Below are 23,742 nucleotides of genomic sequence, written 5' to 3'. Positions count from 1 at the left end.
ACAAATTTAAGGAATTTCTACTGGGTTTTATCGCTTTGGCACTCATAAAAAAAACCAAAATTACGCAACAAATCTTAATAAAACATAATCCTTTTAAAACCAATAATAAGCTGATTTTATTTTGTCGGTTTCAGTTTTTGAATAAGCAAAATAAATCTATTAAAAATGTTCCATAAAATAAAAAAACCTATACAATTCTATGAAAGTATAGGTTTTTTAAAATTTTATAAATATTTTTTATTCTTCTATTTGCAAAGGCAAATTCTCGATTCGTAAAGCACCCGCAGATAATAAGTGCTGGTCATCAATTTGGTGAGACAATGAAGCCTGTTGACGAATATAAGCCATTTTGATAGCCGCAATTGCTGCTTCAGTACCTTTGTTACCGTGAATTCCTCCACTTCTATCAATAGATTGTTGAATGTTATCGTCTGTTAATACACAAAAAATAACAGGAACATCAGTTTGAACATTCAAATCTTTAATCCCCTGAGTTACACCCTCGCATACAAAATCAAAATGCTTGGTTTGCCCCTGAATCACACATCCAATAGCAATAACTGCATCAACATTTTGAGTTTGTAACATCTTTTTAGAACCATAAATTAACTCAAAGCTCCCAGGAACATTCCAACGAATAATGTGATGAGAAGGGACTTCATTTTCTAGCAAAGCAGTAATTGCTCCATTAAAAAGACCTTCTGTGATGGTATCATTCCACTCTGAAACAACAATCCCAAAGCGAAAATCTTTCGCGTTTGGGACTGTGTTTTTATTGTAATCCGATAAATTTTTATTTACGGTAGCCATTTAATTTTAGAATTTAGATTTTAGAATTCATATTTTAGATAATAAAGATAGAACTTTGAAATCCATAAAACAACATTCCTAAATCTTTTTTAACTATTGCGACAAACCAATCAAACCATCTACTGTAGCAGCTTCAGGAGCGTTTTCGTAATTCTCTTTAATATCTGTAAAATATTTCAAAGCATCTGCTTTATTTCCCAACGCCAAAGCTACTTTACCTGCTTTCATCAAGAAACGTGGTGTTGTAAAATCATTTTTATTAGATTCTGCTGCTTTAATATAATAGTCCAAAGCTTCTTTTGGCTGATTTTTTTGAGAATAAGCATCTCCAATAGCTCCTTTTGCCAAAGCACTCAAAATCATATCATCAGAGCTAAATTTTCCTAAATACGTAATCGCTTCATCATATTTACCTGTATTCAAGTAAGCAATACCCGCGTAATAGTTAGCCAAATTACCTGCATCTGTTCCTGAATATTCATCTGCAATTTTCAAAAATCCAAATTTTCCTTCAGAACCATTCAATGACAATTTGTATAATGAATCGCTTGCCACACCATTTGTCGCTTTTTCAAAATTAGATTGAGCAACAAACATTTCGCTGGCTGCATCTTCTTGTTTTGGAGTGACAATAAATTTTTGATAAGCAAAATAACCAACAGTTACTAGTGCAATAGCCCCTACAATACCAAAAATTATTTTTTGGTTTTCAGCAACCCACAATTCTGTTTTTGAAGCCGTCTCATCTAATTTCGAAAAAACCTCAGCAGTTGTGCTGTCTTTTTCGTCAATAATAATGTTATCAACTGCATCGTCTTTTACTTCCTTTTCTTTTGGTGTTTTATATCCTCTTTTACTGTAAGTAGCCATTTAAAATTTAATTTAGTGAACGGCAAAAATAAAATTTTTATTCTAATGCACGTAAAAAAAATCGATTTTATATTCAAAATTAAAAAAATATTTTTTTGCCGTGATTTTACTACTATAAACCCATCACTTTATCACAACAATTAGGGCGTATCACCAGTCAGAAAAAAGGGCTATCCTCTTTGTCGTCAGCGCCCTTTTCCCTTTCTGCTGTCGGGCTATCCGCGCTACTTCGGTAGCTTGCTTCTATCCCTTACGCGAGCCACAAACGTAGTAAAAAAACGAAAACATAAATTCCCTTCCTTATATATCGATATTTTTCAATAATTTGCACCATCTTAGAAACCGCCCAAAAAAAGGCTTCAAAGTCAACAATTCCAGCAAGAACTTCAGATGTATTTAAAAAAAATATCCCTATTCAATTACAAAAACTTTTCCGAAGCCAATTTCGAATTTGACAGCAAAATCAATTGTTTTGTAGGCAAAAACGGCATCGGAAAAACAAATGTATTGGATGCCATCTATCATTTGTCGTACGGAAAAAGTTATTTTAATCCGCTTGCCGTACAAAACATCAAACATGGCGAAGAGTTTTTTGTCATTGACGCCGAATTTGAAAAAAACGAAAGAACCGAGCAAATTGTGTGCAGTCTCAAAAAAGGCCAAAAAAAAATCCTGAAACGCAACGGAAAAGCTTATGATAAATTCTCGGATCATATCGGATTCATTCCCTTAGTAATTATTTCGCCAGCCGACAGGGATTTAATCGTAGAAGGAAGCGAAACCAGAAGAAAGTTTATGGACAGTGTGATTTCCCAATTGGACCCACATTATCTACAACAACTCATCCAATACCAAAAAGTAATGAGTCAACGCAATGCTTTATTAAAGTATTTCGCCTTAAATCATACCTATGACAACGATACATTGTCTATATATAATGAACAGTTAACCGCATTTGGTCAGTCCATTTTCGAAAAAAGAAAAGCGTTCATAGCCGAGTTCATTCCAATTTTCAACTTTCATCATCACAACATAACAGGTTCACAGGAATCGGTTCAATTGATTTATGAAAGCCATCTATTTGAAAATAATTTACTGACGCTTTTACAGCAAAGCATCAACAAAGACCGGATGCTGCAATATACCAGCTTAGGCATTCACAAAGATGATCTTTCTTTTGAAATTGACAATTATCCAATTAAGAAATTCGGTTCTCAGGGACAACAAAAGTCTTTTTTGATAGCATTGAAGCTCGCACAGTTTGAATTCCTAAAAAAACAAAGTGGTGTAAAACCCATTCTGCTTTTTGACGACATCTTCGACAAATTAGACGAAAATCGCGTTTCTAAAATTATAGAAATGGTCAACAACGACACATTCGGACAACTTTTTATATCAGACACCCATCCCGAACGGACGGAAACAATCGTAAAATCGACATTGCAGAGTTATACTATTTTCAATTTGTAACTTTTATTTAAGATTACTTAAAGATTCAAAAAACAAAAATTGCTTAATTTTACACCAACACTAAATCATTTATTTTACAATGAAAACAAATCACATTTTTTTATTCCTTATATCTTTTTTTATACTCTCTTGTAACGGGCAAACATCACCCGCTGTAAAAACAATTGATGTTACTACCTTTTCTGAAAAGATTAAGACAACCCCAAATGCACAAATTCTTGACGTTCGTACACCCGAAGAATATGCCTCTGGAAATATCGAAAATTCCGATAATGTAAATTGGCTTAGTGAAAGTTTTGTTTTAAGAACCGACAAATACGACAAAACAAAACCTGTTTTTGTGTATTGTAAAAGTGGTGGAAGAAGCGCCAAAGCATCGGCAAAATTAGCCGAATTAGGTTTTACAACCGTTTACAATCTTGACGGCGGAATGCTTAAATGGGAAGCTGCAGGATTAGCAAAACCCGATACTAAAATCATTGGTGTTTGCCCTCAAGAATACGATGAATTATTAAAATCTGACAAGAAAGTATTAGTGAATTTTTATGCACCTTGGTGTGCTCCCTGCAAAAAAATGGAGCCTTACGTACTAAAAATGCAAAAAGAAATGGCCGACAAAGTAGTTATCATTCGCTTGAATGCAGACGAAAATAAAACCATAATGAAAGAGTTAAAAATCAGCGAACTTCCTACTTTAATATTATATGAAAACAAAGTAATAAAATGGCAAAAATCAGGATTCGTCAGTGAAGAAGATTTAAAAACCCAATTACAATAATCTCGTCTATGCTCTCAAAAGAAACCTTACAATTCCTCGAAGATTTAAAAGCCAACAACAATCGCGATTGGTTTCTGGAAAATAAAAAACGCTACGAAGCCGTAAAAAAAGACTACCATCAATTGGTGGCTTCTTTTCTTGATGCTCTTAAACCGCTCGACTCTTCCTTAGAAATGCTAGAAGTCAAAAACTGTACATTTAGAATCAATAGAGACGTTCGGTTTGCCAAAGACAAATCGCCCTACAAAACAAATTTAGGGGTTTGGATATCTGCAGGAGCCAAAAATGCAGAAGCTTCGGGCTATTACCTTCATATAGAAAATGGAAAGTGCTTTGTAGGCGGTGGATTGTATTGCCCACAACCCGATCAACTGCAAAAAATCAGAAAAGAAATTCACTTTTTCTATGATGATTTACAGGAGATTTTAAGTGACAAAAAATTTAAATCCATTTATAAAAATTTGAATAGAGACGAAAATTCGACTTTAAAAAACCCTCCAAAAGGCTACGATAAGGAAGATCCAGCCATTGAATTCCTGAAATTAAAAAGCTTTACGGCTACTCAACCATTCGATACCAAATTAGTTACTCAAAAAGATTTTGTGCCTTCAATGGTAGAAAAAATGATAGCTTTAAAACCTTTCAATAATTTTATCGACAGAGCTTTATATTCGGAATAGATCCAAGAGCCAAATACCATTAAATCCAATTCTTTATGGAGATTCTAAATAATTTTTCTTTAAAAAACTACAATACATTTGGCATTGAAGCCAAAGCCGACCAATTTGTTGCCGTTCACACTGTACCCGAATTGAAAAGCATTTTGGAACAAAACAAAGACCAAAAGAAATTCGTTCTTGGTGGCGGGAGCAATATGCTTTTGACTAAAAACATCGAAGCTTTAGTCATTCATATTGATTTAAAAGGAAAAAAAATACTCAAAGAAGACCCCGATTATGTTTGGGTAGAAAGTCAAGCAGGTGAAAACTGGCATCAATTTGTGCTTTGGGCAATAGATCAAAACTTTGGCGGACTCGAAAACATGTCGCTCATTCCGGGAAATGTCGGTACAACTCCCGTACAAAACATAGGCGCTTATGGCACTGAAATCAAAGACACTTTTGTTTCTTGTGAAGCCATAAATATCGAAAATCAGGAAATGAGAACCTTTACCAAAGATGAATGTCATTTTGGATACAGAGAAAGTGTTTTCAAAAATGAGGTAAAAGACCAATACATTATAACGGCTGTTGTTTTCAAACTAACGAAGCAAAACCATAAAATAAATACTTCGTACGGAGACATCACCGCCGAATTAGCCAAAAACGACGTTACAACTCCAACACTCAAGGACGTGAGTAATGCAGTAATTGCCATTCGAAAAAGTAAATTACCAGACCCGGCCGAATTAGGAAACAGCGGCAGTTTTTTCAAGAATCCAATCCTTTTAAAAACAGATTTTGAAAAAATCCACCAAAAATTTCCCGAAATGCGATTCTTTGATATTTCAGAAACCGAAGTCAAAGTACCTGCAGGTTGGTTAATTGAACAAGCTGGTCTGAAAGGAAAACGTTTTGGCGATGCCGGAATTCATAAAAACCAAGCATTAGTTCTCGTAAATTACGGAGGTGCAACAGGGCAAGAAATACTAAATGTTTCCAAAACCGTTCAAGATACTGTTTTTAATATGTTTGGGATTCATATTGAAGCGGAGGTTAATATAATTTAGATTCGAAATAATTCAATTCAAAAAAATGCTGGCAATAAAAATTTCAAATCCAAATGACCCTAGCGCTTATTCTATAATTGAGGAATTATCTCAGAATCTTTATGAACGCTTTGGAAGTGACGGCAAAAACTCTTTTACCGAATGGGAATACAACAATCCTAAATACCTATTTGTAGTAGCAGAATTAAATGATGAAATTGTGGGATGCGGAGCAATTAGACCGCTTTCTGACAAAACAGGAGAAGTTAAACGAATGTTTGCTAAATATCCTAGAAAAAGCATTGGACAATCTATTTTATCTTTTTTGGAAGCAAAAGCAAAAGAGTTGGGTTATGAAGAATTGGTTTTGGAAACACGGGTAAAAAATAAAGAAGGGTGTTCATTTTATATGAATTCAAACTATATAAAAACACCTAATTATGGTAAATATATTGGTCGTTTAGACGCTGTTTGTTTTCAAAAATTACTTTAAAACCATAAAAATGTACATTCCTAATTTATACAAAAACGAAGATAAAGATGCCATCAGAACCTTTCTAAAAGCAAATGCTTTTGGTATTCTAATCAATCAAACCAATGGAAAATTATGGGCAACTCATATTCCATTGGAACTGGAAATCAATTCAGAAGGAGATGAAGTTTTGATGGGACATATCTCAAAAGAAAACCCGCAATGGACAGCATTTGAATCAGATGACCAAGTATTAGCTGTATTTACAGGGCCTCACTCCTATATTTCTTCGTCTTGGTACGACCATGAAAATGTACCAACATGGAATTACTCAGCAGTTCATGTTTACGGAAAAATAAAAATCATTGAAGGAGATGCTGTAATCGATTCGTTGACTAAACTAGTGGACAAATACGAGAAAAATTCCAAATGCCCCGTTCGGGTAGCTGATTTATCCAAGAAAACGATGATGCAAACCCGCGGAATTGTAGCTTTTGAAATAAAAATAGAAGAGATAAAGGCCCAAAATAAAATGTCACAAAACCGAGATGACAAAAATTATTCGAATATTATATCCGAATTACAAAAAACAGAAAACCCTCAATCTATGGCTGTGGCGAAAGAAATGGCTAAAAACAGAAAGTAATTAATGATTTTACATTGATAATTGACAATTGCTAATTACATTTGCAATCGTTTTTAAACGCCAAAAAATACAATGATGCTAACCTTTACTTTATACTTTTTTATTGCTGTAGTTGTCATTCAACTTTTTTATTATTTAATTGTTTTTGGGAAGTTTTCTTTTTCAAAAGTCCAAGAAATAGAAGCAAAAAACATTCCAATTTCTGTGATTGTTTGTGCCAAAAATGAAGAAGAAAATGTTATAAAATACATTCCCTTACTGATTGAACAAAATTATCCTGATTTTGAAATCGTTTTGATTGACGATGCTTCTAGTGATAACACTTTGGATATATTTGAAGAGTTTGAAAAAAAATATTCAAACATAAAATTGGTTAAAGTAAAAAACAACGAAGCCTTTTGGGGAAACAAAAAATACGCCCTAACATTAGGAATTAAGGCCGCTACAAAAGAACATTTATTATTTACAGATGCCGATTGTTATCCGACTTCTAAAGATTGGATAACTGCGATGAGTGCGCAATTCTCCAAAGAAAAAACTATAGTCTTGGGCTATGGCGCTTATGAAAAGATAGCCAACTCAATCCTCAATAAAATAATCCGATTTGAAACATTACTTACCGCCATGCAATATTTTTCGTGGGCAAAAATGGGTAAACCGTATATGGGTGTAGGTCGTAATTTGGCATACAAAAAAGACGAATTTTTTAATGTAAACGGTTTTATAGACCATATTCAAATTCGTTCAGGCGATGATGATTTGTTCATCAATCAAGCGGCAAATGCTGATAATACTACTATTAGTTATACTCCTGAAAGCTTTACATATTCGACACCAAAAACTAATTTTAAAGATTGGTTTATTCAAAAAAGAAGACACGTTGCCACAGCCAAACATTACAAAGCCTTTGACAAAATACAACTCGGCTTCTTCTTTATTTCCCAGTTGTTGTTTTTTATTGTTCCCATAATTTTATTAGCATTCCAATTTCAATGGATACTTGTGTTAAGCCTTATCGGCTTTAGATATTTGTTTACTTGGATCGTAATCGGATTTGCAGCAGGAAAATTAAAAGAAAAAGATGTGATGTATTGGTATCCTTTTATAGAAATTATTCTTATATTCACTCAAATTAATATCTTTTTTACCAATATTTTTTCAAAACCTGCCCATTGGAAATAAACAAATATATAGAAAAAGCAAAAAAAGGAGATCAAGTAGCCTTTACTTTTCTGTTGGATTATTATTGGAATGAAGTGTACGGATTCATGCTCAAACGCACTGAAAACGAAACAAATGCCGAAGATATCACCATTGAAACTTTCTCTAAAGCATTTGACAAAATTGCCACATACAATTCAGAATACCAGTTTAATACTTGGCTTATTTCTATAGCCAAAAATGTACATATCGATTTAATTCGAAAAAATAAATCGAGCTTGTTTATAGAAATTACAGACGAGCAAGACCAACAAGCCTACAATATTGCCGACACCACTCCGTCGGCGGAAGATGTATTGATAACAGAACAAAATCTTTCGCGGCTATTGCAATTTATAAAAGAGTTAAAACCCCATTACCAAGAAGTGATTCAGTTGCGTTATTTTCAGGAAATGAGTTACCAAGAAATTGCCAACAAAATAAACGAACCCTTGAGCAATGTGAAAATCAAATTGCTTCGTGCCAAGAAATTACTTTCCGAAATTATCCAAAACAGACGATAATTCAAGTTTTGTTAGGTTTTACTGAATACTAAGTAAAACGCTGTCTTCGCCTACAAGAGAATCCGCTAAAACTCAATTACATTAACAGAGTTTAATTTGTTAAATATCCACAGGTAATAATAATAAAAATCACTACATTTACTTATAACAAAATATTTTTAACACTTTTGTTGAAAAATAATTACATTCACACATACTAAAATTCCTGTTATTCACGTTAAAAATAAAAACTACTCTTTGCTTATGATTTAATTTCTACTTAACCATTTAAATCCATAAATTATGTCTAAACTTAACATCTACGAAACCGACTGGATTAACATTGTTTTCGAAAACAGAAACAAAGAATACGGAGCGTATCATTTACGTCAGGAAAACACCAAGACATCCTTTTTTGCGCTCTTTATGGGAGTATTACTTTTGACAGCCGCCATCAGTATTCCTATGGTTTATAATTATCTAAATCCCGATCACCGGATTCCAACATTAGTTCCAGACTTACCGCCGATTGTAGTCGTAGATGTCGACCCTTATGTGCTACCTGAAACAAAAGTTGAAGAACCTATGCCTGAAGTTAAAAAACCAATTACACAGAACATCAATACCGATGTACAACTCATAAATCCACAAATCGTTCATCCTGATGCAGCAACCCCAAAAGATATTGCCACTAACATCGATCTAAAAATCAATCCCAGCGATAACACATCGGGAGTAGCTGGTTCAGGAGTAGGGACAACCCCTTCAACTGGCGCAGTTGTTGCAAGTAGCTCCGGCATTACTGACACTACCATCCTAACTAGCAATATGGTTGATAAAATGCCTGAATTTCCGGGAGGAATCAAAAAGTTTTATACTTACGTTGGCACTAATTTTGAAAAACCAGATTTAGACAGCGAGAGTGATATTAGAGTAAGTGTTTCTTTTGTTATTGAAAAAGACGGAAGCATGACAGACATAAAAGTGCTAAAAGACCCTGGTTATGGCCTTGGTGCGGAAGCAATACGCGTTCTAAAATCTTTAAAAACCAAATGGTCGCCAGGTATGTTTGAGGGAAAAGCGGTTCGAACTTCATATAATCTACCGATTACAATACAATCGAATTAATAAAAAACTAAAAAAAAGAGAAAGCAGGATCAATAATCCTGCTTTCTCTTTTCTATTAAAAACTAAAAAATTATTTTTTCTTTTTAGTGGTGGTCTTTTTGGTTGTTGTAGTCTTCTTTTTAGTAATGGTGGTAGTACTAGGCATTTTTTGAATATATGGCTTATACAAACCATCTTTTTCGGCTCTTGCTTTCGCATCGTCTGCTCTTTGTTTTGAATCTGGATGAGAACTCATCATTTGATCTATAAAAGAACTCTGGGTACCCTCACTCATTTTTGCCAATATTCTAAAAGCTGATTCTTCGGCATTTACATTATAACCATTCTTTTTCATAAAATCGTAAGCAAACAAATCGGCTTCGGCTTCTTGCGTACGACTGTGTTTACTATCGATCATAGCACTTCCAATCTTAGCCAATTGACTATCTGTAACCGCTGCAATTTTATCCGATTGTGAAGCAGCTGCTTCAATTAAAGCTTCTTTTTGATACAAGGCCTTCATAGCATCTCTTGAATCATGATTATTGACATGACCTATTTCATGGCCAATTACAGCAATTAATTCATTATCATCCATTATATCCATTAAACCCGAAAAAACTCGAACACTACCATCGGCAGTTGCAAAAGCATTGACATCTTTGGTCAGATACACTTTGTAATTCAAGGTATAATGCTCCCCTTTTGTGTATTTTCCGAACACTTTATCCAAACGAACTGAATAAGGATCTGTTGGTCCTGCTACTTTATTCTCAGCATCTAATTTCTCAACTGCAGCTTTAGACAATGCTGCTGCATCTGCATCTGTAAAAGTAAAACCGGCAATGCCTTTTTGAACTGCTCCTAATGCTTTTTCGCCAAAATTAATTTGTGCATGAGCAGTTGAAATACCAAACGCGACAATGAATACTCCCAATAATAATGATTTTGTTTTCATCTTTTTTTTCATTTATTTGAAATGCAAATATAATATAAGTTTGATTTAACTGATTTTAGATTTAAATTAAAAATCAAAGCCCTACAATAATTACGAACTACAACAGTTTACAGTTTTAAAACGATATAAAATCGATAACTATTGCAAATTCATTTACAATAAATCCCTTTTTTATTTTATTAAAATCATAAATATTGAATCTTACTTTTTAAAACTACATTACTTATCTTTGTACTCAGAAAATTTAAATATGGAAACTGTTTTAGAAAATACATTACCTGTCGGAACCCGAGGCATAGCCGAATCGAGCGTAGCTAAACCAAAATGGCTCAAGGTAAAACTCCCAATAGGACAAAAATATACTGAACTTCGTGGTTTGGTCGATAAATATAGTTTGAATACCATTTGTACTTCAGGAAGTTGCCCTAATATGGGAGAATGCTGGGGAGAAGGAACTGCAACATTCATGATTTTAGGAAATGTATGTACACGTTCTTGCGGTTTTTGTGGTGTAAAAACCGGTAGACCCGAAACGGTAGATTGGGATGAGCCAGAAAAAGTAGCCCGTTCTATTAAAATCATGAACATCAAACACGCTGTAATTACAAGTGTCGACAGAGACGATTTGAAAGATGGCGGTTCAATTATTTGGATCGAAACTGTAAAAGCCATCCGAAGAATGAACCCAAACACTACTTTGGAAACTTTAATTCCTGATTTTCAAGGTATCGAAAGAAATTTAGATCGTATCATAGAGGCCAATCCTGAAGTGGTTTCACACAATGTGGAAACAGTTCGACGACTAACCCGTGAAGTACGTATACAAGCCAAATACGATCGAAGCCTGGAAGTTTTGAGATACTTGAAAGAAAAAGGAATCAACAGAACCAAATCCGGAATCATGTTGGGACTTGGCGAACAAGAAGATGAAGTTTTTCAAACCATGCGCGATTTACGTACTGCCAATGTTGACATTGTAACTATTGGTCAATATTTACAACCCAGCAAAAAGCACCTTCCTGTAAAAGAGTTTATCACACCCGATCAATTCGAAAAATATGAAAAATACGGTTTGGAGTTAGGTTTCCGCCATGTAGAAAGCGGTCCCCTAGTACGATCATCTTACAAAGCACAAAAACACATATTATAAAAAGTTTATTCGGTTAATCGTTTAATTTTTTTAAACGATTAAACAGTCAAACAAATACAATACACTTGAAAACTAGAATTGCAATAAATGGTTTTGGAAGAATAGGACGAAATTTATTTCGTTTGCTTTTGAACCATCCTACTATCGAAGTAATTGCCATCAATGATATTGCCGATAAAAAAACCATGGCACATTTAGTAAAATACGATAGTATTCATGGTGTTTTGCCTTTTGCTGTAAGCCACGACGAAAAAGGATTACTAGTTAACGATAAACATTTTTTATTTTTTCACGAAAAAAGCATTTCAAATCTTGATTGGAAAACTATCGATATCGATTATGTAATAGAATCTACCGGGAAATACAAGACTTTTGAAGAAATAAATGCCCATATAATTGCAGGCGCAAGAAAAGTGATTCTTTCCGCTCCATCAGAAGTTGACACTATAAAAACGGTTGTTCTTGGTGTAAACGAATCTATTCTGGACGGAACAGAAACCATTATATCCAATGCAAGTTGCACCACAAATAATGCAGCACCAATGATAAAAGTGATTAATGAGCTTTGCGGAATTGAACAAGCCTACATTACCACTATTCATTCTTATACCACCGATCAAAGTTTACACGATCAACCCCACAAAGATTTACGTAGAGCCAGAGGAGCGAGTCAATCCATTGTCCCTACAACAACCGGAGCTGCAAAAGCATTGACAAAAATTTTTACTGAATTGGACGGAAAAATAGGAGGTTGTGGTATTCGAGTTCCTGTTCCCGATGGATCTTTAACCGACATTACCTTCAATGTAAAACGAGTAGTTACCATAAAAGAAATAAATGAAGCTTTTAAACTTGCTTCGCAAGATGAATTAAAAGGAATATTAGAATACACGGAAGATCCAATTGTATCAGTGGATGTTATTGGCAATAAAAATTCATGTATATTTGATTCGCTGCTTACCTCTGTTATAGACAAAATGGTGAAAGTTGTAGGCTGGTATGATAATGAAATTGGATATTCTTCCCGAATAATTGATTTAATTCTTTTTACAAATCATTGCAAAAAGAATCCTAAAGAAGAAATGAGTATCAACAATAACTGATAGCGAACAAAATATTACTTACTAAATTACAATTGCTGTCGTAAACCAGATAAAAAATAAAAGTATCCACAAATGAAATATTTATTATTTTTTATTATTTTTCTCAACACTCAACTTTATTCTCAAAAAAAGATCAAAGTTGACAGTATTACCTATTATTCTAATTTAATTGAGGCAAACATAAGAGACAATCACTACAAAGATGTATTGTTCTACAGTCAAAAAGCAATTGATTTTTGCAAAAAAAACAATAAGATAGAGGCGGAAGCAATTCAAACATACAAATTAGGTCAAGTTTATTTTAATCTAAAACTCTACAACGATGCGATTGAAAGCTTTAATAAAAGCATTAATTTATTCAATACTATTTCAAAAAAGGGAAATAACACAACAGCAGATGCGTACTATTATCTTGGAATATCTTACATTCAGAAAAAAAAGTATGCCTTAGCCGAAATTAGCTTGAACAAATCAGAAGAGATTAAAAAAAAATTAAAAATTAAGGACTACGCAAAATTAATACCATTACAAAAAGGAATAATCTTAAAAGCCACAGGAAAGAAGGATCTTGCATCAACGATTTTTAAGGAATTGATAGCACAGCCGGAAAATAAAACAATACTAAATACCCAAGCCGAAGCACTATATCAAATTGGAGTAATTGAGGCCTCTTCTAAAAAATACAATCTAGCTTTAAATTATCTTGATAAAGCTTATGAATTAAACAGAAAAAATAAAAATCTTGAACAAAAATCAAATATTTTATTGGAGTTAAGTTTGGTTTATGATAAAATGCTTGACAAAACAACCGCCTACACTTATTTAAAACAACATTTAAATTTAAAAGAGAGTATTTCACTTGCTAATGATGAAAAACTAGGCATTAGTGATTACGAAAGCTTCAAAGAAGAACAACGAAAACAGGAAGAATTACTTCTGGAAAAAGAAAATAAAGAAAAAGAACAATCCGATAAATTTTCAAAACTCATCAGCATTTTAGCAATAGCTATCATTTCAATATTATCCTTATTAAGTTTATCGCTTTACAAGAATAATATAATCAGAAATCAAAACAATGCTTTATTGAAAGAAAAGAACAATGAATTAATTGCAGCAAAAAACAGAGCAGAAGAGGCTTCAAAAGCCCGATCTGAGTTTTTATCGACTGTTAGCCATGAGCTCAGAACACCTCTAAATGCTATTAACGGAATCACTCATCTGCTATTAGAAGAAAATCCCAAAAAATCCCAAATGCACTATTTGTCATCTTTGAAGTTTTCCGGAAATTATTTGACCAATTTTATTAACGACATATTAGAAATAAATAAAATAGATTCCAATAAACTTGAAATTGAATATATCAATTTTAACTTAAAACAATTATTGAGCAATATTCAAAACTCTTTAAAAGAGATTGCTACAGTAAATAACAATAAATTCTTTCTGAAAATTGATTCCTCAATTCCTGACAATTTAATTGGAGATCCTACCAAACTGTCACAAATCTTCATGAATTTAATTAACAATGCGCTAAAGTTTACCAATAATGGAACTGTGAGTGTGATTGCAAAATTAAGAACTTTTCAAAATGATAACGCCATTGTTTATTTTCAAATAATTGATACGGGTATAGGAATACCTGAAGACAAACTAAAAACAGTTTTCGAAAGTTTTTCGCAAGGATCTGTCGAAATTAACAGAAAATTTGGGGGAACAGGATTAGGACTAACCATTGTAAAAAAACTGGTTCGTATTTTGGGTGGTCGCATCCGAGTGAAAAGTGTGGTTGGGGAAGGTTCTACCTTTTCATTTGAGCTTAATTTTAAAGTAGATTCAAAACCCATTTTAATTAAATCCAAAATAAAAGATTACGATACTGAAATCTTTAAAAACAAAAAAATATTAGTGGTTGAAGACAATAAAATTAATCAGATGATTACCCAAAAAATGTTAACTAATAAAGGCATCGAATGCACAATTATTGATAATGGAGAAGATGCTGTTGAAATTTTAAAGGTTGAGACATTCGATTTGGTACTAATGGATGTCCATCTACTCGGGATAAATGGAACCATTGCAACACAACAAATCAGAGAATTTGACACCACAACACCAATTATAGCATTAACTGCCATATCATTAAATGAAAATAGAGAAATGCTATTGTCTTTTGGAATGACCGATGTAATCACAAAACCTTTTGTTCCAGAAGAATTTTACACCATTTTGGCGCAAAACGTATAACTTATTGTCAATTCTTAATATTGCAAGATTAAATTCTTGATGATATTTCGCATATCGGGTTCTGCTTTCTTGGCTGCCTCTAAAACCTCATCATGAGAGATTGTCAAAATGCTTTCCGCATCTCCCATGTCTGTGATAATAGAAACTCCAAACGTTTCCAATTCCATATGACGCGCAACGATGACTTCTGGAACTGTTGACATCCCTACGCAATCTGCTCCCAGAATTTTTACCATTCGATATTCAGCCAACGTTTCAAAAGTAGGCCCTTGCAAACCGAGATAAACACCATCATGAACTTCTATATTTAAGTCTTTTGCTATTTCTGTGGCCTTGGCAATCATTTTGACAGAATAGGGTTCGCTCATATTTACAAACCGAGGTCCAAATCGTTCATCATTTTTTCCATGCAAAGGATGTTCCGGCATAAAATTGATATGATCTTTTATAATAACAATCGAACCTACTTTATAATTTGGATTGACCCCACCGGAAGCATTCGAGACAATTAATTTTTCTACACCCAGATATTTCATTGCCCTTACTGGAAAAGTAACTTCCTTCATAGAATACCCTTCATAGAAATGAAAACGTCCTTGCATAGCTACTACCTTTTTGGCTCCAATTGTTCCAAAAACCAAAGCTCCTTTATGACCTTGAACCGTCGAAACAGGGAAATTCGGAATATCCTCATATGGCAAGATAGATTTGACATCAATATCATTGGTAAATCCTCCCAATCCAGAACCTAGAATGATTCCATATTCTGGTGTGAAATTTATTTTTCCTTTAATGTAACTAACTGTTTCTTGTACTTTGTCCCACATAATTCAAAATGATTTTATCAAAATTAGCACTACCGTCCACAAACGAACTTTTTATCGGCAAATAAAAGAGTTGTTCACTTAGAATACTCCCTTTCAATCGTACATAATCTTTTTCGGTTGTAATAATAATTTTATTGTTGGCTTTTTTCTTAATGTCCAATAATTCGCTTTCACTAAAATGGTGATGGTCTGGATAAGCTAAACATTCATCCCTTTCCTGTTTCAAATAGGCAAAAAACGATTCTGGTTTTGCAATTCCGGCAAGAAGTATCTTCTCCACATTTTTAATATCTTCTACAATCAACGTTTCCTTTTCAGAAAAAACAGCATCCTCATATTCAATAAAGGTAAAGAACAAACTTTGATTTGGACTAAGATCAAGTTGTTTTTTTATTATATTTTGTTCGTCATGCGAAAGATTAGTGGGACATTTTGTAACAATAACTACATCTGCCCTTTGTGCTCCGCTTCTGCTTTCCCGTAGATTCCCTGTAGGCAAAATAAAATCATTTGAATATAAATCTCCGTAAGAAGTAAGTAATATGTAAAAACCTGCTTTTACTTTTCGATGTTGAAAAGCGTCGTCGAGCAAAATTACATCTGGTTTACTCGAAAGCGAAAGCAATTGTTCTATTCCATTTTTTCGATTGGCATCAACTGCCACCTGAATATTGCTGAATTTGTGGTAAAATTGAAAAGGTTCGTCTCCAAGTTGTTGTGCATCTGAAGTCAAATTGGCCAAAACAAAACCTTGTGTTTGTCTTTTATACCCTCTACTCAAAGTTGCTAATTTATATTTATCTGAAAGTGACCGAATTAAATATTCTATTTGAGGTGTTTTTCCAGTTCCTCCTACACTAAGATTTCCAACTGCAATAACCGGTAAATTAAAAGAATAGGATTTTAATACATCAATATCAAAAAGAAAATTTCGAATACTTGTAATAAAACCATACAAAATGGCAAATGGAAACAATATTTTTCGCAGTAAATTCATTTTACGAAAGTAAAACATTTTAGATAATACAGAAAGTAATTACAAGTCTAAAATATTTCAACATTCAAAAAAAATAAAATAATAGATCATTAAAAAATATAGCTTCTTCTCTTTTGACAATAGAGCTAAGACTTTTTTCTGCATCAACTTTTAATAAAAAAAGGGCTCTGTAATTATGACATATACAAATTAAGATACACATTTTTATCGTATTATGAAATCGGTTCGATAACAATGAATTTTTAAAAAAAATCATTTAACCTTTTAAACTTTTAATTCTATTTTTGTTAAAACAGTAACATATTAAGCGTTATTTCAAATAAACAACCAATATAATTCAAAACTACATAATGAAATAAAAAGCCACAAATTCGTTTAACCTACAATCTACTCAACATGAAAAAAAACTACACTATTGTTGCTATACTATTATTATTTGCAGGAACTATTCATGCGCAAAAAAACCAAATAAAAGCAGCTGAAAAAGAAGTCAATAATGGAAATCCGCAGGATGCACTTATTATACTAAAAAGTATCGAATTTCAAGTTTACAATGCTAAAGACGAAGACAAAGCTCTATATTATTTTGTACAAGGAAATGCCTTAGTGGGACTGGCTGATAAAAATATTGACGAAAGTAAAAATTTAATTTTGGCTTTACAGTCTTACCAAGAATTAGCTAAAGTGGAATCAGAATCAGGAAAAAGTAATTATTATGGTCAAGTAAAAGGTTCTTCTAGGAGTTTAAAGGAGAAATTAGTAAAAAATGCCATATCTGATTCCAAAAAAAACAAATACATTGAAAGTGCCAATATGTATTATGAAGCTTATTTACTAGATAAAAAAGACACCATTAATTTGTATAGTGCTGCAACCGCATTTGTAAATGGAAAAGATTTCATCTCCGCACTAAAGCATTATGAAACGCTTAAAGCTATTGACTATTCTGGAACAGGAACCTTTTATTATGCAGTAAACAAAACAACAAAAACAGAAGAACGTTTCTTAAAAGCTTATGATAGAGACCATCTTATTAATGACGGCACTTATGAAAAACCGAGAAACGAAATAGGATTATCCAAAAGAGGTCTAATCTACAAAAATATTGCATTAATTTATTTTCAAAATGGAGACAATGAAAAAGCCAAAAATGCGATTTCGGATGCAAGAAAAAAAAACCCAGAAGACAATTCTTTGGCTTTGGCAGAAGCCGAACTTTCTTTGGTTTCAAAAGATTATGTCTCTTACAAAAAATTAGTTACTGCACTTTCTCAAAAAAACCCAAATGATCTCGATGTAATTTTTAATCTAGGAGTACTCAGTACAAAAGCAAATAATACAGTTGATGCAGAAAATTTTTATTTGAAAGCAATTGGCATAGATCCTAAAGACATAAAATCATATATTAATTTATCTATTTTGAAGCTGGAAAGTGTAAAGGTAATAAATGACGATATGGATAAATTAGGAACATCGCCAATAGAAATGAAAAAATACGATATGTTAAAAACAAAAAAAGAAGAAATTTATAAAAGTGTCATTCCGTATCTCAAAAAAGCTATCGAAATAGACCCTAAAGACACCGAAATCTCTCAAAATCTTCTAAGTGTCTACAATGCTTTGGACATGACGGCTGAATATAAAGATCTTAAGGACAGAGCGGTTTATTGAATGTAAATTATTGAATAACTACAATACTACATTTTGGTTCAATCCTAATTTTAGGATCAATTCCCGATGCATCAAACCAAAAATACTAACCGACAATTAAACTAGTTATAAAGCAACGCAAAATTTCAATTAGTAACGATATTTTTCAAATAAAATTCATTTTACGAAAATATAATATTTTATCTTTGAGCGGAATTTATTAAATTTATACTAATACCAACTTTGTAAATTAATAGCAAATAATTTGCGTTATTAGTTTATAAAATACACATTAAGAAATACCCCAAAAAGATTAAAAATGAGTACAATAAAAGAAATTCTTTCTATACTTGAAGAAATGGCTCCATTGGCTTATGCCGAAGACTTTGACAATGTAGGTTTAATATTAGGAAAAGAAGAATCCGAAGCAACCGGTATTTTAGTTTGTCATGACGCACTGGAAAATGTTATTGACGAAGCCATATCCAAAAAATGCAATTTGGTGGTTAGTTTTCATCCTATTTTATTTTCTGGAATAAAAAAAATTACCGGTAAAGATTATGTCGAAAGAGCAATACTAAAGGCTATAAAAAATGATATTGCAATTTACGCCGTTCATACTGCTCTTGACAATCATCCCGAAGGAGTCAATAAAATATTTTGTGATACATTAGGTCTTTTAAACACACAAATTCTAATTCCAAAACAAAATCACATCCGAAAATTAGTTACCTATACGATTCGAGATAATGCAGAAAAAGTTCGAAACGCTTTATTTGATGCAGGAGCAGGGAGTATCGGAAATTATGATAAATGTAGCTTCAATTCTGAAGGAACTTTTACCTATCAAGGAAACGAAAAAAGCGAACCTACTATTGGCGAGAGAGGCGTGATGTCTAGAGGTACGGAAACAAAAATAGAAGTAGTTTATGCTAAACATTTGGAGTCGAAAATCATAAAAGCACTGAGAGAGAATCATATTTATGAAGAAGTAGCTACCGAAATTTACAATATGAAAAACACTTTTAATCATATTGGTTTGGGAATGATAGGGGAACTAGAAGAACCTATGGATGAAAAAGATTTTCTACTGTATGCAAAAGACAAAATGAAATCCGATGGCATTCGTCATTCTGCCTTTACGGGAAAAAAAATAAAAAAAGTGGCCGTCTTGGGAGGGTCAGGAAGTTTTGCCATAAAAAATGCCATTCAAGCGGGTGCCGATGCTTTTTTGACCGCCGATTTAAAATACCATCAGTATTACGAAGCCGAAAATCAACTTTTATTGGCAGATATTGGTCATTTTGAAAGTGAACGCTATACAAAAGAGTATATTGTTGATTATCTTAGAAAAAAAATCCCTAATTTTGCAATCATTTTATCGGAAGAAAATACAAATCCAGTTAAGTACTTATAGAATATGGCGAATACGAAAGAATTAAGTGTTGAGGACAAGTTAAGAGCAATTTACGATTTACAACTAATTGACTCTAGAATTGACGAAATCAGAAACGTTAGAGGAGAACTTCCTTTAGAGGTTGAGGATTTGGAAGATGAAGTTGCAGGTTTAAGCACTCGTTCAGAGAAATTGAAAAGTGACCTCGAGGTAATCGAAAATCTTATCAAAGAGAAAAAGAATGCAATTGACGAACACAAAGAAGCTGTCAAAAAATACACAAAACAACAAGAAAGCGTTCGCAACAACCGCGAATTCAACTCTTTGACCAAAGAAATAGAATTTCAAGAATTAGAAATTCAATTGGCTGAAAAGCAAATCAAAGAAATGAAAGCTTCTATTGAGCATAAAAAAGAAGTGATTGCTTCTTCAAAAGAGAGATTGGAGTCTAAATCTTCTCACTTGAAACATAAAAAATCAGAACTAGATGCTATCATGGCTGAAACTCAAAAAGAAGAAATCTTCTTATCTGAGAAATCGGCTGAATATGAAGCGCTAATCGAAGAACGTTTATTGATAGCCTACAAAAGAATCAGAAGCAGCGTTCGTAACGGACTAGCAGTTGTTTCTATCGAAAGAGGCGCATCTGCAGGATCATTCTTCACGATTCCACCACAGACACAAGTAGAAATTGCTTCCAGAAAGAAAATCTTAATTGATGAGCACTCCGGAAGAATCTTAGTCGACAGTGTTTTGGCTGAAGAAGAAAGAGAGAAAATGGATCAATTGTTTTCTAAATTCTAAAATAACTAAGCCTCGAAATTCGAGGCTTTTTTTATACCTTATTATTTTGAATCTAACAAAAAGCATTCGATTTCTACTAGTCAAATCCGTTGGTCAATACATCAACCTGCTCAGTTTTGTACATCCAAAAAAGGCATTGCAACTCTCCTATGACCTTTTTACAAATCCTAGAATCGGAAAAATATCCAATGACACTCTTCCAGAAATCCTTCAGAACACAATAAAAGAAACGTTTCAACACTACGAAGACCATTTTCAGACCTATACCTGGAAAGGAAACGATACCAAAATCCTTTTGGTTCATGGCTGGGAAAGCAATTCGGCTCGCTGGGAAAAAACCCTACCGTATCTGCAAAAATCAGGAAGTACCATCATAGCCATAGACGCCCCAGCACACGGACAAAGCAGTGGCAAGGAATTCAATGTTCCCCGCTATGCAGAGTTCATCAACAAAGCTGTCCAAAAATACAATCCTCATATTATCATCGGCCACTCAATCGGCGGCGCAGCTTGTGTTTACCACCAATACTTATATCCCGAAACCAGTATTGAGAAAATGGTTATTCTAGGTGCTCCGTCTGATTTAAAAACGCTCATCGACAATTATATCCAAATGTTGAGTCTCAATCGAAAAATGTTTACGCTTTTGGAAAAACGCTATTTAGAAAATTTCAATTTCAAACTAGAGGATTTCTCTGGCGGCACATTTGCCAAACATATCCAAATCGAAGGAATCATAGCTCACGACACCAACGATACAGTAGTCGCATTTGAAGAAGGTCAAAAAATCGCAAGTGGTTGGAAAAAAGGAAAATTAATCACAACCCAAAATTTAGGTCACTCCATGCACGACGATGATTTGTATCAAGAAATATATCGCTTTTTATTTGAAGCGGAAGAATAGGCTTATTTGAAAACATGGATTCCCGCTATCCACTGTATCCACGCAAAAAAGCGTGGGATGCCGTTTCTATCGGGGCTAAAAGGTGATACTATTTTAGTTTCAGAAAATATTCAAAAAAGTCTAATATTCTAAAAATCCAAGAAGTCTAAAAAAAGATTACTTTTGCACTATGGAAGAAAATCTAAAACGTCTCAATAAATTCATAGGAGAAACAGGCTATTGTTCCCGTCGCGAAGCCGATAAATTTATCGAAGAAGGTCGTGTAACCATCAATGGGGTCGTTCCTGAACTTGGGACTAAAGTTTCTCCAATTGACGAAGTACGCATAGACGGAAAACTAATTCGGGAGAAAAACGAAAAACCAGTGTATCTGGCTTTCTACAAACCAGTAGGAATAGAATGTACTACCAACTTGGAAGTCCGCAACAATATTGTCGATTACATCAATTATCCCAAACGTATTTTCCCTATCGGTCGATTGGACAAAGCCAGTGAAGGTTTGATTTTTATGACCAATGACGGAGATATTGTCAATAAAATATTGCGTGCCCGAAACAATCACGAAAAAGAATATACCGTAACGGTAAACAAACCCATAACCGACCGTTTTATAGAGCGAATGGGAAATGGCGTCCCAATTCTAGACACCGTAACCCGAAAATGCAAAGTAGAGCAAATCAGCAAATACATTTTCAAAATCATTCTTACGCAAGGATTAAACCGTCAAATCCGAAGAATGTGCGAATACTTAGGCTACGAAGTAACTGCATTAAAACGCATCCGAATCATCAATATTTCGCTTGACGTACCCGTAGGTCGCTATCGTGATTTAACAGATGCCGAAATAAAAGAACTCAATGCATTAATTGAACCTTCCAGTAAAACAGAAGAAGCTAGTTTACCTAAAACTGAACCCCAAAAGCGAAGAACCGAATTCATCAAAAGAGATGACCCTCGATTTAAGAAAAGAGGGGATTATTAAATACAAAAAGCCGTTTCAAAAAAAGAAACGGCTTTTTCTTTATGTCAAAACCATCTTTTTCTTTTAAACAAAAATACTCCAAACATAGAAAGTAAAACCGAAACAAGTATAACAATTGGCATACCGTACTTATTGTTTTCAAGGTTATTGGGTACATTCATACCATACAAACTGGCTATTACCGTAGGAATCATCAAAATGATGGAAATTGAAGTCATATGCTTCATAATGGCATTCAAATTATTGGAAATAACTGAGGCATAAGCATCCATCATACCTGTTAAGATATCACTATAAATATTGGTTGTTTCCTGTGCTTGACGCAATTCAATCTCAACATCTTCCAACAATTCCGGGTCGTAAGAGTCCCTTTGCGATTTGACATTTTTGATTCTATGAAGTAATATATCATTACCTTTCAAAGAAGTCATAAAGAACACCAAACATTTTTCAATTTGAAGCAAAGCCTGTAATTCTTCGTTTTTGATGGACTCTTCCAAATTATCTTCGGCTAATTTTATCTTTTGATTGACTTGCTTCAGATATTTCAAATACCAAACACTTGATGATAAAAGTAACTTTAAAACCAAATCAAAATAATCTTTGATATCTTTATTTTTACGCTGAGTATAGATAACAAAATCGGTTAGCATTTCTGTTTTATGAAAACTAATGGTAACGCAAATTTCTCCTTTAAAAACAACTCCAACCGGAATCGTATTAAAAGGCAATTTCACATTATCTGTACTTACTGGGATTCTAATAATAATCAGTGTCCAACCGTTCTCAACTTCTATACGGGGTCTTTCATCAATATCCTCAATGTCATTGTAAAATTCTTCGGGAATTTGTAATTCTTCTAGGAGGTATTTTTTTTCTTCTTCAGTTGGACATTCAATATTAATCCAGCAATTTGGAGTCCACTCTTTAGACTCGATTAATCCGTTATTGTTTTTGTAAAAAGCTTTCATTTCAAAATTCTATAGGTTAAGTTATAGCATCTTGAATGTTTTTCAAGTGCTTTATTCTTTCAATTTTCCCGAATAATAATCGTCCATGGGGTTGTTTAATTTTAAGTTTTGCAAAAGTATTCTTTATATTTTAAAAAAAATAATATAGCAAGAATAATTACGGAAGTCTTAAGACAAAAAAACCTCAAACTT

General features: G+C 33.3%; 23 protein-coding genes. 17 read left to right on the top strand and 6 right to left on the bottom strand.

The genetic code is table 11. The annotated features are described in order from the left end of the window. Positions 1–237: 237 nt before the first annotated feature. Both ribH and OLM57_RS08665 read right to left on the bottom strand, forming a co-directional pair. Positions 238–810 (bottom strand): 6,7-dimethyl-8-ribityllumazine synthase, encoded by a 573-nt coding sequence (gene ribH / locus OLM57_RS08670; RefSeq protein ID WP_264566801.1) that lies wholly within the window; start codon positions 808–810, stop codon positions 238–240. A gap of 93 nt (positions 811–903) precedes the next feature. Beyond that, positions 904–1,680 (bottom strand): tetratricopeptide repeat protein, encoded by a 777-nt coding sequence (locus OLM57_RS08665; protein ID WP_264566800.1) that lies wholly within the window; start codon positions 1,678–1,680, stop codon positions 904–906. 390 nt (positions 1,681–2,070) lie between these two features. Between OLM57_RS08665 and recF the strand changes: the two genes are divergently transcribed. The 9 genes from recF (at position 2,071) to OLM57_RS08620 (ending at position 9,585) form a co-directional block, all read left to right on the top strand. Continuing rightward, entirely contained in the window at positions 2,071–3,150 is a 1,080-nt protein-coding gene (gene recF / locus OLM57_RS08660; protein ID WP_264566799.1) for a DNA replication/repair protein RecF, read from the top strand. 79 nt (positions 3,151–3,229) lie between these two features. Further along, on the top strand, positions 3,230–3,928 hold the full coding sequence (locus tag OLM57_RS08655) for a thioredoxin domain-containing protein (RefSeq protein ID WP_264566798.1): 699 nt from the start codon (positions 3,230–3,232) through the stop codon (positions 3,926–3,928). Between the two features lie 8 nt (positions 3,929–3,936). Then, positions 3,937–4,608 (top strand): DUF2461 domain-containing protein, encoded by a 672-nt coding sequence (locus tag OLM57_RS08650; protein ID WP_264566797.1) that lies wholly within the window; start codon positions 3,937–3,939, stop codon positions 4,606–4,608. A 35-nt stretch (positions 4,609–4,643) separates the two neighbouring features. Next, positions 4,644–5,657, top strand: coding sequence for a UDP-N-acetylmuramate dehydrogenase (gene murB, locus OLM57_RS08645; protein ID WP_264566796.1), 1,014 nt, complete (start codon positions 4,644–4,646; stop codon positions 5,655–5,657). A 25-nt stretch (positions 5,658–5,682) separates the two neighbouring features. Continuing rightward, a complete protein-coding gene (locus tag OLM57_RS08640) occupies positions 5,683–6,129 on the top strand; it encodes a GNAT family N-acetyltransferase (RefSeq protein WP_264566795.1) in 447 nt (148 codons plus the stop codon). A gap of 10 nt (positions 6,130–6,139) precedes the next feature. After that, positions 6,140–6,754 (top strand): FMN-binding negative transcriptional regulator, encoded by a 615-nt coding sequence (locus OLM57_RS08635; RefSeq protein ID WP_264566794.1) that lies wholly within the window; start codon positions 6,140–6,142, stop codon positions 6,752–6,754. 75 nt (positions 6,755–6,829) lie between these two features. Next, a complete protein-coding gene (locus tag OLM57_RS08630) occupies positions 6,830–7,936 on the top strand; it encodes a glycosyltransferase (RefSeq protein ID WP_264566897.1) in 1,107 nt (368 codons plus the stop codon). Next, complete coding sequence (locus tag OLM57_RS08625; RefSeq protein ID WP_264566793.1) at positions 7,927–8,478, top strand: RNA polymerase sigma factor; 552 nt, start codon at positions 7,927–7,929, stop codon at positions 8,476–8,478. The genes OLM57_RS08630 and OLM57_RS08625 overlap by 10 nt, the downstream gene beginning before the upstream one ends. Positions 8,479–8,760: 282 nt before the next feature. After that, complete coding sequence (locus OLM57_RS08620) at positions 8,761–9,585, top strand: energy transducer TonB (RefSeq protein WP_264566792.1); 825 nt, start codon at positions 8,761–8,763, stop codon at positions 9,583–9,585. A gap of 70 nt (positions 9,586–9,655) precedes the next feature. On the opposite strand, the gene OLM57_RS08615 is transcribed toward OLM57_RS08620, so the two are convergent. Further along, the gene (locus tag OLM57_RS08615; RefSeq protein WP_264566791.1) at positions 9,656–10,522 is read right to left on the bottom strand and encodes a M48 family metalloprotease; all 867 of its coding nucleotides are present in this window, start codon (positions 10,520–10,522) and stop codon (positions 9,656–9,658) included. 250 nt (positions 10,523–10,772) lie between these two features. Here OLM57_RS08615 and lipA point away from each other — a divergent pair, with 250 nt between their 5' ends. From lipA to OLM57_RS08600, 3 genes are all read left to right on the top strand, one after another. Next, on the top strand, positions 10,773–11,672 hold the full coding sequence (lipA, locus tag OLM57_RS08610; RefSeq protein ID WP_264566790.1) for a lipoyl synthase: 900 nt from the start codon (positions 10,773–10,775) through the stop codon (positions 11,670–11,672). A gap of 65 nt (positions 11,673–11,737) precedes the next feature. After that, positions 11,738–12,775 carry a type I glyceraldehyde-3-phosphate dehydrogenase gene (gene gap / locus OLM57_RS08605; RefSeq protein WP_264566789.1) on the top strand — a complete coding sequence of 346 codons (1,038 nt, stop codon included), beginning with the start codon at positions 11,738–11,740 and terminating at the stop codon, positions 12,773–12,775. A gap of 72 nt (positions 12,776–12,847) precedes the next feature. After that, positions 12,848–15,019 carry an ATP-binding protein gene (locus OLM57_RS08600; RefSeq protein WP_264566788.1) on the top strand — a complete coding sequence of 724 codons (2,172 nt, stop codon included), beginning with the start codon at positions 12,848–12,850 and terminating at the stop codon, positions 15,017–15,019. 14 nt (positions 15,020–15,033) lie between these two features. On the opposite strand, the gene OLM57_RS08595 is transcribed toward OLM57_RS08600, so the two are convergent. Together OLM57_RS08595 and lpxK are read right to left on the bottom strand one after the other, a co-directional pair. Continuing rightward, entirely contained in the window at positions 15,034–15,846 is an 813-nt protein-coding gene (locus OLM57_RS08595; RefSeq protein WP_264566787.1) for a purine-nucleoside phosphorylase, read from the bottom strand. Then, on the bottom strand, positions 15,818–16,843 hold the full coding sequence (gene lpxK / locus OLM57_RS08590; RefSeq protein WP_264566786.1) for a tetraacyldisaccharide 4'-kinase: 1,026 nt from the start codon (positions 16,841–16,843) through the stop codon (positions 15,818–15,820). The genes OLM57_RS08595 and lpxK overlap by 29 nt, the downstream gene beginning before the upstream one ends. 396 nt (positions 16,844–17,239) lie before the next feature. Between lpxK and OLM57_RS08585 the strand changes: the two genes are divergently transcribed. From OLM57_RS08585 to rluF, 5 genes are all read left to right on the top strand, one after another. Then, complete coding sequence (locus OLM57_RS08585) at positions 17,240–18,514, top strand: tetratricopeptide repeat protein (RefSeq protein ID WP_264566785.1); 1,275 nt, start codon at positions 17,240–17,242, stop codon at positions 18,512–18,514. A 298-nt stretch (positions 18,515–18,812) separates the two neighbouring features. Continuing rightward, positions 18,813–19,910, top strand: coding sequence for a Nif3-like dinuclear metal center hexameric protein (locus tag OLM57_RS08580; RefSeq protein WP_264566784.1), 1,098 nt, complete (start codon positions 18,813–18,815; stop codon positions 19,908–19,910). A gap of 3 nt (positions 19,911–19,913) precedes the next feature. Next, entirely contained in the window at positions 19,914–20,693 is a 780-nt protein-coding gene (locus tag OLM57_RS08575) for a zinc ribbon domain-containing protein (RefSeq protein ID WP_264566783.1), read from the top strand. A 46-nt stretch (positions 20,694–20,739) separates the two neighbouring features. Continuing rightward, positions 20,740–21,597: an alpha/beta fold hydrolase gene (locus OLM57_RS08570; RefSeq protein WP_264566782.1), complete on the top strand. Its 858-nt coding sequence runs from the start codon at positions 20,740–20,742 to the stop codon at positions 21,595–21,597. A 169-nt stretch (positions 21,598–21,766) separates the two neighbouring features. Beyond that, positions 21,767–22,579, top strand: coding sequence for a 23S rRNA pseudouridine(2604) synthase RluF (gene rluF / locus OLM57_RS08565; protein WP_264566781.1), 813 nt, complete (start codon positions 21,767–21,769; stop codon positions 22,577–22,579). A 44-nt stretch (positions 22,580–22,623) separates the two neighbouring features. Here the strand turns inward: rluF and OLM57_RS08560 are convergent, their stop codons facing one another. Beyond that, positions 22,624–23,550 carry a magnesium transporter CorA family protein gene (locus tag OLM57_RS08560; RefSeq protein ID WP_264566780.1) on the bottom strand — a complete coding sequence of 309 codons (927 nt, stop codon included), beginning with the start codon at positions 23,548–23,550 and terminating at the stop codon, positions 22,624–22,626. Positions 23,551–23,742 lie beyond the last annotated feature (192 nt).

Origin of the sequence: Flavobacterium sp. N3904 (assembly GCF_025947305.1) — a bacterium.
In the GTDB taxonomy this organism is placed as follows: Bacteria; Bacteroidota; Bacteroidia; order Flavobacteriales; family Flavobacteriaceae; genus Flavobacterium.
The sequence above is the reverse complement of the archived record's forward strand: the minus strand, read 5'-3'. Positions and strand labels throughout refer to the sequence as shown.